This window comes from Gimesia panareensis (genome assembly GCF_007748155.1).
GTDB lineage: Bacteria > Planctomycetota > Planctomycetia > Planctomycetales > Planctomycetaceae > Gimesia > Gimesia panareensis.
This window is the reverse complement of the sequence record NZ_CP037421.1, coordinates 415,130-430,023: the sequence shown is the minus strand read 5'-3', so window position 1 is coordinate 430,023 and position 14,894 is coordinate 415,130. Positions and strand designations below refer to the sequence as shown.

Genomic DNA, 14,894 nt, shown 5'->3' with positions numbered 1-14,894 from the left:
AGGAATACCCTTAAATAACCATTCCCCTAGTTGGGAACCTTCACCTTGCTGACTATATCGGATACCACATCCATTTTGGTAATGCTGCTGTATTTGGCTTTCGAAGTTAAGATCAGGCGATGCGCCAGCACATACTCCGCCATCTGCTGCACATCGTCCGGCAGCACATAGCTTCTGGATTTCAGATAGGCAATCGCCTGGGAGGCACGAAACAGCATCAGCGAACCACGCGGACTGACTCCCAGCTTCAGCCGGGGATCATTACGCGTCGCCTGCACCAGGTCGATCATATAGCGGGCCACGCTCTGATCCACGTGCACGGTTTTCACCTGCTCCTGCATCTGCACCACTTCTTCGTGATTCAACACCCGCTCCAGATGATCGACCGGATGCTCCGTCGACTGGGCAAACAGAATTTCCATTTCGTTTTCCGGATCCGGATAACCCAGCTGCAGATGAATCAGGAACCGGTCCAGCTGCGCTTCCGGCAATGGATAGGTTCCATGAAAATCGACCGGATTCTGCGTCGCCAGCACAAAGAACGGGGAAGGCAGCTCATACCGCACCCCTTCAATCGTGGCCTGCGATTCGCTCATCGCTTCCAGCAGCGCGGACTGAGTACGGGGAGACGCCCGGTTAATTTCATCGGCCAGCAGAATATTGCAGAAGATCGGCCCCTGCCGAAAATGGAACGTGCCGTCCACGGGATTATAAATCGAAGAACCCAGAATATCCGTCGGCAGCAGGTCGGGGGTGAACTGCACACGATTGAACGGTACATCGAGCGAACGTGCCAGCGCTTTGGCCAGCGTCGTCTTGCCGGTACCGGGCACATCCTCCATCAGTACCGAACCGTTAGACAGCAATGCGACCATCATCATGTCGATGCTCTCTGATTTCCCTCGGATCACGCCGCTCAGGTTGTCTCTTAACAGGCTTAGCTTCTGAACGTATTTTTCGCTCTGTTCCGGCAGCGTGGACTGTGCCATACGACTTTCTCAATCATCAATAGAGTTTGATCGGGGACATGCAGAATTCAACGGAGACATCGAAAGTTGATGCGATCTCACAGACTCGGGTGATACTTGAATTATAGCAGATCAGAGGAAAATGAAAGGACTACATATCAATAATTCCCAACCAGTTCGGTCAAATTTGAATTTTTCATGAACCCCGTCACGAACAATTACAATACAGGATGTCGCGCCTCCCTGCCGGCCCGAACTTCAAACCATTATTTCTCCGGTCGCCAGGGCTCCGGCCCCCCCGGTTTCGCCTGCAAAAACTTCGCATCGGTTTCCTTGTACCACTGATGCAACCGTTGCCGCATCTGATTCACGCGTTCCGGTTCCTGCGCCGCCAGATCCTGCTTCTCACCCAGATCGGCTTTCAGATTGTAAAGCTGCACCCGACCATCTTCAAAACGCTCGATCAGTTTCCAGTCTCCCATGCGTATCGCCGCGCCGGGAATCCCCCCCTGGTTCGAATAATGCGGGTAATGCCAGTAGAGCGCTTCGCGATGCAAGGGCTCCTCCCCCTGCAGGAATGGCTTCAGACTCACACCATCCAGGTGCTGCTCCGGCTTCGGAGGCAACCCCGCCAGATCCAGAATCGTGGGATAGAAATCGGTGGTAATGACCGGTTCATCACAGGTACTCCCCGGTTTCGCACCACCGGGCCAGCGAATCAGAAAGACTTCGCGGATGCCCCCTTCATACAACCAGCCCTTGCCGCCCCGCAAAGGCAAATTCGAAGTCGGCAAACCTTCCGAGGTGCTCAGCCCCCCGTTATCGGCCGTCAGCATCACCACGGTGTTGTCCGCCACTCCCGACGCTTCCAGCTGTTTCAATACTTTCCCCACGGCCCGGTCCATCGACTCCACCATCGCCGCATAGACCGCATGCTTCTGCAGAATCCGCACTTTCCGCTTCTCTTTCACGGGAAAGACCTGCTCTTCTTCGGCAAATTCAACCTGCCCTTCCAGGCCCAGTCGTTTCGCCTTCTCCTTGTATTTTGTCACCAGTGCATTCGGTCCCATCAACGGTGTGTGCACCGAATAGAAAGCGAGATAGGCAAAGAACGGCTGCTCCTTGTGCGCATCGATAAACTTCGCCGTCTCCGTCGCCAGGCGATCGGGCAGATGCTCTCCGTCCGGTCCGTCTTCCAGTCGGGGATTCCCATACGGTGAGAAATAGCGTTTGCCCCCGTAAGGACCGCCGCGCGACCAGCCCCCTTTGTTGATGTCAAAACCCTGTTTCTCCGGCCAGAATTCTTCACTCGGTCCCAAGTGCCACTTCCCTGCGAAGAACGTGGAGTACCCGTGTTCTTTGAGTGCCTCCGCAATCGTCACTTCACTTAAAGGCATCTGGTCGTTCAGAGGTGCCGGCAGAAATTTACCGGCCCGCTTCCCGGAAAAGAAATTCGTTGCATCCACGCGCGTCGGGTATTTCCCGGTCATGATGCTGTACCGCGTCGGGCTGCAGACCGGGTTCGCTGCATAGCCGTTCGTGAACCGCATCCCGGATTTCGCCAGTCCATTGATGTGGGGCGTTTCGTAAAACGTATCCGGGTTGTTACAGCCGACATCCATGTAGCCCAGATCGTCGACGAGGATGAAGACGAAGTTGAGCGGTTTGGATTTCTCAGCGGCCTCCAGTCGCAGGCCGGATAGAGCCGGTATAATCAGGGTCAGCAGCAGCAGGGAGCGCGTCATCAGTCTCATGCAGGTTCACCTCGGATGTTTCGGTTTCAGCTGTTTTCGATTCCGTATTGTTTCAGTTTCTTACTCAGAGTGGTCCGATGCAAGCCCAGACAGCGGGCTGCCGGCGCACATTGTCCATGAAATTTCTCCAGAGCCACCTCCATCACCGGCGGTTCCACCAGGGTGAGCAGCTTCTCATAAATCCCGGCAGCCGCTTCCGGATCGCTCAACTGCTGTTCTGCCCACTGCTTCAACAGCATGTGGAGTTCCGCATCCGAGCCAGCCTGAGTTTCATCCAGCCCCAGAAACGACTGTGATACCGGCGCGGGCAGATCTTCGGGGAGAATCGTCCCTCCCCGGGCACGCAGCGCTGCATGTTCGATCGCATTCCGCAATTCGCGCACGTTCCCGTACCACGGACGCCGTTCCAGTTCCGCAATCGCTTCCGGCGTTAGCCGATGCTGCATCCCCGTCTGTCGATCCACAAACCGCTCCAAAAAGAATTCAGCCAGCAGCCGGATGTCTCCTACCCGCTTCCGCAGCGGCGGGATATCAATCTGAAACGTACACAGCCGGAAGTAGAGATCGTGGCGGAACTTGCCCTGTTTGATCAACGATTCCAGGTTTCGATGCGAGGCGGCAATCACGCGGAAATTCGTCTTCACCCGCTGCGTCGAACCGACGGGCAGCACTTCGCCTTCTTCCAGCGCACGCAGCAGCTTGATCTGGATCGACATGGGAATGTCAGCCACTTCGTCCAGGAACAGCGTGCCACCATTCGCCTGCTCCAGGAAGCCGGTCCGCGCTGATTCAGCACCCGTAAACGCCCCCGGCACATGTCCGAACAGCTCGCTCTCCGCCAGGCTCTCGCTGAGCGAAGCAATATTCACCGCCACAAACGGTCCGGACGCACGATCGCTGAAGCGGTGAATCGCCTGCGCTGCCAGTTCCTTGCCCGTGCCACTCTCACCGGTAAGCAGCACGCTCGCATCGGAAGCCGCTACCAGCGCAATCGACTTGAACACATTCTGCATCTCGGGCGTCGATCCCACCAGACCTTCCACCTGCCGCGGCGCGCCCGGCTGCATTTCCTCACGTCCTGATTCCCTGACCGCTTTCTCCAGCACCTGCTCCATCTGCGTCAGATCGAACGGTTTGACGATGTAATCAAACGCACCGTTGCGCACCGCCTCGACGGCGGTCTGCAGATCGCCATAAGCGGTAATCACGATCACCGGCAGCGGACCGATCCGTTCGTGCAGCCCCTGCATCGCCGCCAGCCCGCTCATCCCCGGCAGACGCACATCCATCACCACCACATCAGGGCGTTCTTTCTCCGCCAGACTCAGCGCCTGCTCGGCCGTCGAAGCCATCAGCACCTCATGGCCCAGACTCTCGCCCAGCTGGCTCAGTCCCCAGCAGATCGATTCTTCATCATCAACGATCAGTAGTTTCGACACACGCTTTCTCCACCTGCACCAGAGGTAACTCGACGATGAAACAGGTCCGCTCGCCGCGGCGCTCCCAGCGGATCTCGCCGCCGTGATTCTGCACAATCTCTCTGGCTACAAATAAACCCAGGCCGGTCCCGTCACGCTTGGCGGTCACCAGCGGTTCAAACATCTTATTTACGATCGACGACTCCGGTCCGGGGCCCGTATCCACGACTTCCAAAGTAACAGACTCCGCCCCCGTTGGAAACAACCTGACACTCACCTCACCTGTGATTCCCTGTTCTTCCTGCACCGAGACAGCCGCTTCAATCGCATTCAGTGCCAGATTGGAAATCAACTGTTCCAGCGATTCCGCGTCTCCCTGCATCGTCAGAGATTCAGCATCCGTTTCGTTCTTCAATTCAATGCCCACATGCCGCGCCGTCGGCTCCACCAGACTGATCACCCGCGCCACCAGCTCATTCAGACAGACCGGCTCAAAACTGGAGAAGTGCCCCCCTTTGTTCTCCAGAAAACTCTGCAGATATTGTTCGATCATGCACAACTGCCGATTCGCGACCTGCAGCGTCTCGTCTTCCTGATTTTCAGGCGATTTCCTCAGATACAGGTCCAGCGCAATCCGGCACCCGGTCACCGCATTCCGCAACTGGTGGGCAATCGCCCCCCGCAACTGCCCCAGCGTTTTCAACCGCTCACTCCGTTTGATTTCATCTTCGTAATCCCCCAGCAGTTCCGCCATCTGATTGATCGACGTACTCAGGTCGCGAATCTCGTCATCTCGTTCAGGCAGAACCATCGGCTGAAAATCACCGCGGGCAATCTGTACGACTTTATGATCCAGACGCTGCAGTGGTCGTGTCACTCGGGCAGCAATCACGGTTGCCAGGATCGCCACCACGATCAGCGCCAGGCTGCCCGCAATCAGCGAGGGATAGACAGCATTGGCAATCGCCTCGCGATACTGTCGGACCGGAAAATAGATATGCAGGTAACGCACCCCCTCACCCGGCATTCGTGGTTGCAGCTGGACCACCGAATGAAAAAAAGGGGCATCCCCGGCCTGGATCACATCCGAACTCTGTAACTCATCCCAGGTCGGCGGCGATCCCTGCACGGGGGCAGGTGAGAAATCAGGTCGGGTGGAAGACAGAACATTCCCTTCGCCTCCCACCAGGACAAAATCAGCTCCCGACAACCCTTTCGTCTGGTTCAAAACAGCAACCGTCAGGGGGAATGTCGCATCATTCAGCGTGTGGGCAATCTGTCGAAACTGATCGCGCACCTGCAACTTGATCTGATTCGTCGCCAGCCAGGCATGCAGCAACGTCACTCCCACAATCGCGCAGACCATAATGCCGACCATCGGAATTAATATCTGGTACCGTAACGGCCAGCGCATAGGGATGTACTTTCCTGGAGGTGAATGAAATCAGTTGCCGGAGCTTCCTTCCATTTTAGAAGAAACTGGCCCCATAAAATACTTTGAAACAGAACACGTCAGTGGTTTTTCCGAACCCGGCAACTAAAAATCTCCCTGTGCAATCAACCTGACCCCTGGGGCGTGTCGATTAAATCGACCCTGCTGTCGCCTCAATCGACGGCCCTTTGGATTCCTACCACTCTGATCAGTCTCAAAGTACCGCTTTTTCAACAACACCAATGAAAATAAAGACTTTGGTATATTCTTTGCCTGCAGGTCATCCATAGTATTGATCCTCTGTACCCGCCAGCAAAGTAAGCAGGAAACATGTTGAAAATGCGTACCCGTCGTGGATTCACTCTCATCGAACTCCTGGTGGTGATTGCCATCATCGCCATTCTGATTGCGCTCCTGTTACCCGCCGTCCAGCAGGCCCGCGAAGCCGCTCGCCGCACCCAGTGTAAGAATCACCTTAAGCAACTGGGACTCGCGATACACAATTACGCCAGCAGCTATCGCTATCTGCCCCCCGGCGCGAGTGTGGATCTCTCAGTTTCTTCCACAGGCAATAATGGTTCCTGGGGCGTCCATGGCCGTATTCTCCCCATGCTCGAACAGGGGAATCTCTATGCGAATGTCGATCTCTCCACCGCCTGGGACTTCCAGACCGCCATCGATGGACTGAAAATCCCCGTCTTTGCCTGCCCCAGCGATCCCAACAGCGACAAGGTCCGCGATCCGGGAGGCGGAAAAGTCAAACTCTATCCCACCAACTATGGTTTCAACTACGGCACCTGGTTCGTCTTTAACCCCACCAACGGTAACGGCGGTAACGGCGCATTCTTTCCGAATGCCAGTCTGACGATGGCCAGCTTCACTGATGGAACGAGTAATACACTCCTGGCTGCTGAAGTCAAAGGCTGGCAGCCTTACACCAGAAACGGGGGACCCTCGACGACCACCATTCCCGGCACCGCTTCCGCTGCCGCTACCATCGTCGCCTCGGGAAGCCAGTTTAAAACCAATACCGGACATACCGAATGGCCCGATGGTCGTGTGCACCATACCGGCTTTACCGTGACCCTGAACCCCAACACTTATGTTCCCTACACCAGTGGAAGCACCGAATACAACGCCGACTTTAACTCCTGGCAGGAAGGGAAGAACGGCAGCGCCGGTTCACCCACTTACGCGATCATCACCGCCCGCAGTTTTCATACGGGGGTCGTCAACGCGGTTCTCGTCGATGGTTCGGTTCGGACGATCAGTGAAAATATCTCTCTGGACATCTGGAGAGCCCTGGGAACGCGCAACAACGGCGAAGTCGTCGGTGAATTCTAAACGACATTCGCTGGACCCCCACTTCCTTTTTCCCGGGGGCTCCTGTTAAGATGGTGAAAGCATCATCAATCTTTCCCGCACCCGAGAGAAAAAACAGGAACAGCAATGAGAGTCCCTCAACGAACCAACTGGCTGCGCGTCTCCACCCTGATCTGCCTGGTCGCCTCTGCAGCAGTCCTGCAGGCCGCCGATCAACCGATCACCGATTTCACCACCGACTCCAAAGACAAAACCCACTGGTTTGATGTCAAAAACCTCGACGTCGAAGGCAAAGGCTGGACCGAAACGGAAAGCTTTTATGATCGACTCCCCCAAAAAGCCAAAGGCGTTGTCCGGCCACCGGTCTGGTCGCTCTCCAAACACTCCGCCGGCATCGCCGTCCGCTTCGTGACTGATGCGACCACGATCAAGGCGAAATGGACCCTGACCTCCCCCTCGCTGGCCATGAATCACATGGCAGCCACCGGCGTCAGTGGCCTGGACCTCTACGTCAAAACCGAATCCGGCAAATGGCGCTGGCTGGCCGTCGGAAAACCGTCCAAACAGACCACGACCGCCACACTGATCTCGGGCATCATCCCCGGCAAACGGGAATACATGCTCTACCTCCCCCTGTATAACGGCGTCAAATCGGTCGAGATCGGCATCCCCGAATCCAGTCAGCTCTGGAAAGCACCACCCCGCGAACCGGGCAAAGACAAACCGCTCGTCTTCTGGGGCACTTCGATTACTCAGGGAGGCTGTGCTTCCCGCACCGGCATGGTGCACACCGCGATCCTCGGACGCAGACTCAATCGCCCGGTCATCAACCTCGGCTTCTCCGGAAATGGCCGCATGGAACCGGAAGTCGCCAAACTCATCGCCGAACTCGATGCCAGCGTCTTCATCATGGACTGCCTCCCCAACGTCCAGGCATCGACGATCAAAAAAGAGACCGTCCCACTCGTCAAAACCCTGCGGGCCGCTCATCCTGATACGCCGATCCTCCTGGTCGAAGACCGGACCTACTCTAACGCGTATCTCAAACCGAGCAGCCAGGAACGCCACCGCACCAGCCGCGAGGCCCTCAAAGCAGGCTACGAACAGTTGAAAAAAGAGGGCGTGAAACACCTCTACTACCTGGAAGGAGAAAAGCTGCTCGGCGACGACAGTGAAGACACCGTCGACAGTTCCCACCCGACTGACCTGGGCTTCTTCCGGCAGGCGGATGCTTTTGAAGAAGTGCTCCGACCGATTCTGGAACAGCAGGAGCAGGCGAAATAATGCCGGCCCGCTGCTGCAGTCTCCTGTTTCTCACACTGCTTCTGTCGTGTGGGAAACAGGAATCGTCCGTGCCTCCCTCTGCCACCTTGACAGCAGAGAGCCGCCACGCAGAATTTGAAACGGAGATCAAAACCTTCTGCGGCCACTGCCATCTCTGCCCGGACCCAGATGTGTTGACCCAGGATGCCTGGCGGATGCAGATTCCCCGTGAATACGTGCACTATGAGCAGTCGACTGAGAAAAACCTGCGCGTCCCGCCGATGCCCGAAGTCATCCGCTACTTCGTTGACCACGCTCCCACGAAACATCAGCTGCCCGCACAAATCGCTGACGTACCATCCGGCCCCGTCCATTTCGAAAGACAGTCGTTCCCCCGTCAGGCAGACGATCCCCTGCCCGGCGTAACCAATCTGAACTGGGTGTCTGGCAATAAGTTGCCAGGCGAACTGCTGCTGACCGATCTGGATTCGGGACGTGCTGGCAGAATTCGTTTCTCCGCCAGCCAGCCTGAATTCGAATCACTGGCGAAACTGCATCACCCGGCGCACATCGAACGCGTCGATCTCAACGGGGACCAGCACGACGATTACCTGATCGCCGACCTGGGCAGCTTCGGACCGGAAGACCATGATCGCGGCACCGTCGAAGCCCTGCTCTTCGATCCGCAATCAAACAGCTATCAGCAACAAACGCTCCAGGCGGGACTGGGCCGGGTCGCTGACGCCAAAGCAGCCGACTTCGATGCCGACGGCGATCTCGATCTGATTGTCGCGGAATTCGGCTGGCACAAAACCGGTCGCCTGCTCTACCTGGAAAATGTCTCAAAGTCAAAAGCGGATCTACAGTATCAGCTCCGCGTCCTCGATCCCCGTCACGGCGCCAGTCATGTGCTGATCACAGACTGGAACCAGGATGGGCTCCCCGATTTCGTCACCCTCTTCTCACAGGAACACGAAATCATCGTCGCGTTTCTGAATGAGGGCCAGGGGCGTTTCCGCACCGAAACCATCTATCAGGCCCCCGATCCCGCCTACGGCTCGTCCTGTATCGAGCTGGTCGACCTCGATCAGGATGGGGATCTGGATTTGCTCTATACCAACGGCGACACGATGGACAGCTTCGAACTTCGCCCCAGTCACTCCGTACAGTGGCTGGAAAACCGGGGCCGCTTCCCTTTTGAGCATCATCGCCTCGCCCCGCTCACCGGAGCCTACGGCGTCACACATGGCGACTTCGACAACGACGGGGATATCGACCTCGCCGCCTGCACCATGACCTGGAACTACGACCAGCGCCGCAACACAATCGTCTGGTACGAACAGACCGCCCCGGGCCAGTTCACGGCACACCCGCTCGATTACTCTTACGGACAACACCCGGTCCTCACTGCAGGAGACTTTGATGGCGACGGCAACCTCGATCTGGCCGTCGGAAACTTCGAAGCCCGCGCAGTCGAACAGGTCGATCAGAGCGAATGGTTTTCCCTCTGGTGGAACAAGGGATCTGCGAAATCGAAACAGCCGGCTAAAAAATAGTCTCCAGAAGACTTACGAAACCTCGATCACCTGGCAGACACTTTCGATAAACATATCGGGCGGATAAGTCGCTTCACCTTCCGGCTCCATCCGGAGCGCACGCCAGTCGCGGCACAGCTCGATCAATTCGTAGTCGGAAGGCTCTCGCTCAAATTCCTGTAAATCCTGCAGCATCTGCTCTTTGATCTGTCGAACCGCTTCGAGTCCCTCGGGATCCTGGTGCCAGTCCCCGAGTGCCCCAAAGTAGTCGAACGTTACGTCAATCATTCCAATCAATGCGTCAACGGTCATCCATGTGCCTCAGAGAAAGCAAACGAGTTCATTGATTTCGAGCGCACTCTGACCTCATGCTATCTGTCACGGCTGGCGGCAGCAAGTTTTTTCTGACTGCGGGCATCATCCGTGAAACCGATCGGCACTGCGGCGAACGCATTATTTCTCAGACGACAATAAGTCCGTCACCTTCTTCTCAGCATCGACCGAGAACACGGTCTTCGCATGCGGGTCTGCCACCAGGATATTCTTCCCCTGCAGCGCAATCCCAACAGGATTGATAAACGGTTTCCCGGAGACCCACTTTTCGGTCTTCCCATCCGGCGTGACTTTCCAGAGCGCCTTCTCGTAACCATCACTGACCACCGCGGTCCCATCGTCGAGCACGACCACATCGTGAGGAAAATTGAACGGTCGGCCTTTGACCACCACACTCACTTTCCCATCCGGCGTCACTTTCAGCAACTGGTCTGCGGTCCCGGAAACAACCCACAGGTTCTGCGCCTGATCCAGCGCCAGACCGCGGGGGGCACTGACTTCCGCAAACAGTGTCGGCTTCCCACCAGCGGCAGGCACTTTCCAGATCCGGTGCAGTTCCAAATCGGACACCAGCAGATCCCCTGCTTTGGTCACGACCACATCCATGGGAATCCCGATGCCCCCATTCGTCAAAGGGGTTGGCTTCGCCCCCGCTTTTTCAAAGCGATAAACTTCACGGGTTGCGGAATCACCTGCAATCACCCGCCCCTGGTCATCCAGGGTCACACAGCGAACTGCGTTCAACGGTGTGCGAAAGACCTTCGAACCTTTGAAGAATGGACTGAGTTTTCCGTCCTGCACGCTCCAGATGCCAGGCAGCTTTCGATCAGCCACATAGACGGGACCTTTCTCCGCAGCGACAACAGAAACCGGGTACAGCATCTCCGCAGCACGAGTGGCGCTGGTCGAAGCCAGTAACAACAGCAAAACGGAACACGTCTGAACGAAAATCTGCATCGTGTGTGAATACCTGATGGAATTAGGAATGAAAAAGTCAATCCGTATCTTAGCGAACCTCGTGGGCAAATGCACTCATGAAATCATCAGGGACGCTGTATGTGTTTCCAGAACGCCGCGCTGCTCTGTCGACGCGTGTGATACTGCTCCCGATCCGACTGTAAGACCGCATCCGACGGATACTCCTCGGTCGGATAAGGGTAGCTCTGCATCTCCCGGAACGGCAATGGTTCCACCGACTGCCCCAGGATCGTATGCAGGTTCGCATCCTTGTCCCAGCCCACGTTGTACAGAATGAAGTCACGCTTCCACCCCGGACGCACTGGTTCCGCAGGCACCTGGAAACGCAGTCGCATTTCATCACCGGCCCCCAGGATCACCAGCCGGTTATCGGCTTGTTCTACCAGTGGCTTCACATCCCCGTAGCGGGTGAAGCCCCCCTGCATCGGCGGCCACTGAATCTGCCGAGACAGACTCTGATAGTCATAGCGTTCCGGCCCGTTCCCCGAATGGATGATCGGCGTTGAAAAACCACGGAACTGTAAGTCTGCTGTTTCCAGAGGACAGACACGCGTCATCAACTCAGCCGGGCTTTCGTCGAGAGTAAAAAAGACCCGGTCCCAGTAAAACTCCATATTGGTTTCAATCCGCACGCGATAATCATCCGCCAGAAACTGGTCGGCCAGATCCACGACAATCGTTTTCGTCTTCCCGCCCGGGAAACCCATGAAGGGCTGAATCGTCTTCCAGTCCCCCTTCCCATCCGGCACCGACAGTGAAGGTGGACGCGGCGAGGGCAGCGCGGGATTTTCCGACAGTGCCAGATTGATGCCCGTATCCGTCGGATAGAGCCAGCCCGTCAGAAACAGCTTGATCCGTGGTGCTTTCGCTTTCCGTACTGCCTCGGTATTCAGGTCCAGTTCCAGTACATGGTCTTCCACCAGCCCCTGACGATATTTTTCGTCGAACGTCTTCGCATACACGTCATCGACTTCTTTGATCTCCGAAAGCACATCACGTCCGCGCTGGTTCACAGCTGCGACAGGAGTCTGCGGGTTCTGCACCGTATGGATCTTGAATTCCGCCAGATCGGGCGGCCCCACCTTTTCATTTGAGAAAATGTCGATCTCCTCGGGATGGTCCACCGCCGTCAGCTGTACCGTATCCAGATAACCGGCTTCCCACAGCTCTTCCGTCACCCGCAGTTCATAATAACCGTCTTTCGCTTTCAGCTGATCGCCGTCGATCCTGAGGTACTCCCAGTTGCGACTCGGCGCGACGATCCCTTTGCCAAACTGCAGCCCGATCGGAGCTGCCCACAGCAGGTCCGTGTAAAACGTGAATTGTTCCCCGTCCCACGTATAGAGATAGGGGCACGATCCCATCAGCGTCTGCTTTTCATAAATCCGCTGGTCGGTTTTCGCGTTGATGATATTCACGGGAATTCCATTGGTCCACAACACGCGCAGCGCTTCTGCGACCGTCTGTTTTCCCAGACCAAAATGCGTCGACTGCCCCGCCACAATCTGCGGCTGATAAATTGCACCGCTGCGGAGCTCGATCAAACTGCCGATGCCGTAATGATTCACCCGACCGCTGGCCGACTTGACTTCCCCTTTGACCTGTTCCGCGCGGAGTGACACGTCGATCCAGTGATAATCATTCCCCTGGTTCTGCCAGAGAAGCACCTTGTCACCACCAACCATAATCACATCCAGGCTGCCATCCTGATTCAGATCCGCCAGCCGGAACCGCTGAATTGGTTTCGAGTTTGTTAGCACCTGATCGGCGACAAAAGCGGTCTGCTCAGTTCTGTGCTGTGCACTTCCCAGCAGAACCCACAGCTGTTTCGAACTCAGCGTCACCACATCCAACACGCCGTCATTATTCAGATCTCCTGTCTGTAAAACGTCGTGTTGCCCTTCAACCGGCTCCGTTCCCTGCATGGGCGTTACTGACGCAATCTGCATGCGTCCCGGTTCCGGCAACCGGGTTTCCGCCAGCTGCAGTTTTTTCTCCTGTACGCCAACCAGGTCCCAGGAACCATTCCGGTCAAAGTCGGTCAACACGCATTCTTCAAACTGGTTGACAGCTGACTTCGGATCATCCTCGTCAAACGTTCGCCAGCGAAAGCGACCGTGCCGCAGATTTTCCAGGTAACCCGCCTGCCTGGAGATCCTGCTGCAGAGAATCAGATCCAGATCGACATCGCGGTCCCAGTCGACGCGAACAATCGACGTCGCCGCCAGATCCGCGGGCGGCAGCTGGGAATTCGCACTGATCTCCTGAAACGACAGATTCCCCCGGTTCGACCAGAGCGACAACCCCTTCTCAGTGGATGCAACCAGATCCAGATCGCCGTCATGATCCAGGTCTGAAAAATTGATCGCCAGCACATCGCGCAATGCATCCAGCGAATCAACCTGCGGCTTAAGAACCAGCTGCCGCGTTCCCTGTTTCGCATCCGCCCGATTCTCCAGCACAAGCATGCCGGACTTCCCTGCCAGCACCAGATCGAGGTCGGCATCCCGGGCAGGCGAAATGGGAGCGATCGTAGGCGGCTCCTCTTTTTTCTCAGCAGCAGGCTGCGGAGTCAGTTGCTGCACGTCCGCATCCAGATCAACCGCGTCAATCTCACTAAAGTCCCCTTCCACCGGGGCAGATACTATCGCTTCCCAGTGCCCCTCTTGATTCTGCCGGAAGACCTGCACCTGTTTCGCGGTCAGCAGAATCAGATCGGGTTTGCCGTCCAGGTCGAAGTCCGCAACCTGCAGATCTTTGATGTCAGCAGGAGCTTCCCCAGCGAATTCGAGCGGTTCGGGCTCAGCGAACTTCACCGATAACGGTTTCTCCTGGTCAGGCCACTCGACCGCCGCATAAAAGGCCGGAGGAAAATCAGGGATCACAAACTCCAGCGGGTTCTGTTCGACACGGCGGCGATCGCTTTTGACCAGGTCTTCCGCGATCAACACATTTCTGAGTATGCGGGCATTGCGGGTCACCAGATTCCACTTCTGATCCTGGATCGCCTGCAGGGAGGTCTCGATCAGCTGATTCAAATCCAGCCGTGTATGATCCTTCACACTCTCTACCAGGGGCGCTGCCAGCTGTTTCACCTGTGCGAAGACCGCTTGTGCCTGTTCCGATTTCTGGTCCGCAGCGACCTGCAGATAATCGATCGTCAGAAACAGGTTATCCGGCTGCAGTTCCCAGGCCCGCTTCAACGACGTATTGGCCTGTTCCTGCCGCTCGGGTTTCGCACTCTGCTTCTGTAACTGTGACAGCTCAAACCAGATCGCCGCCGACTCGGGACTTTTTTCCAGCGCCTGTTTGAACGCCGCCTCTGCCTCCGACTCATTTCCCAGAGCCTGTTGAATGCGGGCTGAAAGGACATAGCTCGTGCTCGCTTCGGGAGCAATCCGGATCAGCTGCGCCACAGTCGCCAGTGACTGGTCTGCCAGTTTCTTCCCTGCCTGCTGATCAGCCAGTTTTTCAGGAGTGAGCTGCAGCAGACGACAGATGGTCAGATTCTGAACGCCGATCACTTCGTCCGGCAGTTCTTCCGTCAGCCGCTCGAGCAGCGGATCACTCTCAGCGTACCGTTCGTTTTCCAGATAGGCGACGCCTTCATTTTTCAGCCGCAGCAGTTTCTGCGCCTCGTCATAGGAAATCGGTCCCTTACCAGCCGGACCGGCGTCTGGTTGCAGCGTCAGAAACAGAGCCAGCACCCCCACAAACAGAATCACAGCTGCAACAATCAGGTAATGATGAGTGGGCCGGGTAGACATGCAACAGACCTTTGATGGAATTCCTGCGGATAACGCTCCTGCCCCAAGGATACACTTCTGCTATCTGAATACCAGTCTGTCTCGCTCGACTTTCTGTTTCGCATGCGCAAAAAAAGCGAGCTG

10 protein-coding genes are annotated in these 14,894 nt (G+C 56.5%); 3 read left to right on the top strand and 7 right to left on the bottom strand.

Annotation, left to right across the window (positions count from 1 at the left end):
* Positions 1-26: 26 nt before the first annotated feature.
* From Enr10x_RS01640 to Enr10x_RS01625, 4 genes are all read right to left on the bottom strand, one after another.
* Complete coding sequence (locus Enr10x_RS01640) at positions 27-989, bottom strand: AAA family ATPase (RefSeq protein ID WP_145103359.1); 963 nt, start codon at positions 987-989, stop codon at positions 27-29.
* 245 nt (positions 990-1,234) lie between these two features.
* A complete protein-coding gene (locus tag Enr10x_RS01635) occupies positions 1,235-2,722 on the bottom strand; it encodes a sulfatase (protein ID WP_145103356.1) in 1,488 nt (495 codons plus the stop codon).
* A 26-nt stretch (positions 2,723-2,748) separates the two neighbouring features.
* Positions 2,749-4,161, bottom strand: coding sequence for a sigma-54-dependent transcriptional regulator (locus Enr10x_RS01630; RefSeq protein ID WP_145103353.1), 1,413 nt, complete (start codon positions 4,159-4,161; stop codon positions 2,749-2,751).
* Positions 4,139-5,554: a sensor histidine kinase gene (locus Enr10x_RS01625; protein ID WP_145103350.1), complete on the bottom strand. Its 1,416-nt coding sequence runs from the start codon at positions 5,552-5,554 to the stop codon at positions 4,139-4,141. The genes Enr10x_RS01630 and Enr10x_RS01625 overlap by 23 nt, the downstream gene beginning before the upstream one ends.
* 357 nt (positions 5,555-5,911) lie before the next feature.
* On the opposite strand from Enr10x_RS01625, the gene Enr10x_RS01620 reads away from it, so the two are divergent.
* The 3 genes from Enr10x_RS01620 to Enr10x_RS01610 all read left to right on the top strand — a co-directional run bounded on the left by Enr10x_RS01620 (position 5,912) and on the right by Enr10x_RS01610 (position 9,714).
* Positions 5,912-6,916: a DUF1559 domain-containing protein gene (locus tag Enr10x_RS01620; RefSeq protein WP_197996353.1), complete on the top strand. Its 1,005-nt coding sequence runs from the start codon at positions 5,912-5,914 to the stop codon at positions 6,914-6,916.
* Between the two features lie 105 nt (positions 6,917-7,021).
* Positions 7,022-8,179: an SGNH/GDSL hydrolase family protein gene (locus Enr10x_RS01615; RefSeq protein ID WP_145103347.1), complete on the top strand. Its 1,158-nt coding sequence runs from the start codon at positions 7,022-7,024 to the stop codon at positions 8,177-8,179.
* A gap of 68 nt (positions 8,180-8,247) precedes the next feature.
* Positions 8,248-9,714, top strand: a complete 1,467-nt coding sequence (locus Enr10x_RS01610; protein ID WP_197997447.1) for an FG-GAP-like repeat-containing protein — start codon at positions 8,248-8,250, stop codon at positions 9,712-9,714.
* A 12-nt stretch (positions 9,715-9,726) separates the two neighbouring features.
* On the opposite strand, the gene Enr10x_RS01605 is transcribed toward Enr10x_RS01610, so the two are convergent.
* The 3 genes from Enr10x_RS01605 to Enr10x_RS01595 form a co-directional block, all read right to left on the bottom strand.
* Complete coding sequence (locus Enr10x_RS01605; RefSeq protein ID WP_145103341.1) at positions 9,727-10,005, bottom strand: hypothetical protein; 279 nt, start codon at positions 10,003-10,005, stop codon at positions 9,727-9,729.
* A 141-nt stretch (positions 10,006-10,146) separates the two neighbouring features.
* On the bottom strand, positions 10,147-10,983 hold the full coding sequence (locus Enr10x_RS01600) for an NHL repeat-containing protein (protein WP_145103339.1): 837 nt from the start codon (positions 10,981-10,983) through the stop codon (positions 10,147-10,149).
* A gap of 86 nt (positions 10,984-11,069) precedes the next feature.
* Positions 11,070-14,771 (bottom strand): CRTAC1 family protein, encoded by a 3,702-nt coding sequence (locus Enr10x_RS01595; protein WP_145447956.1) that lies wholly within the window; start codon positions 14,769-14,771, stop codon positions 11,070-11,072.
* Positions 14,772-14,894 lie beyond the last annotated feature (123 nt).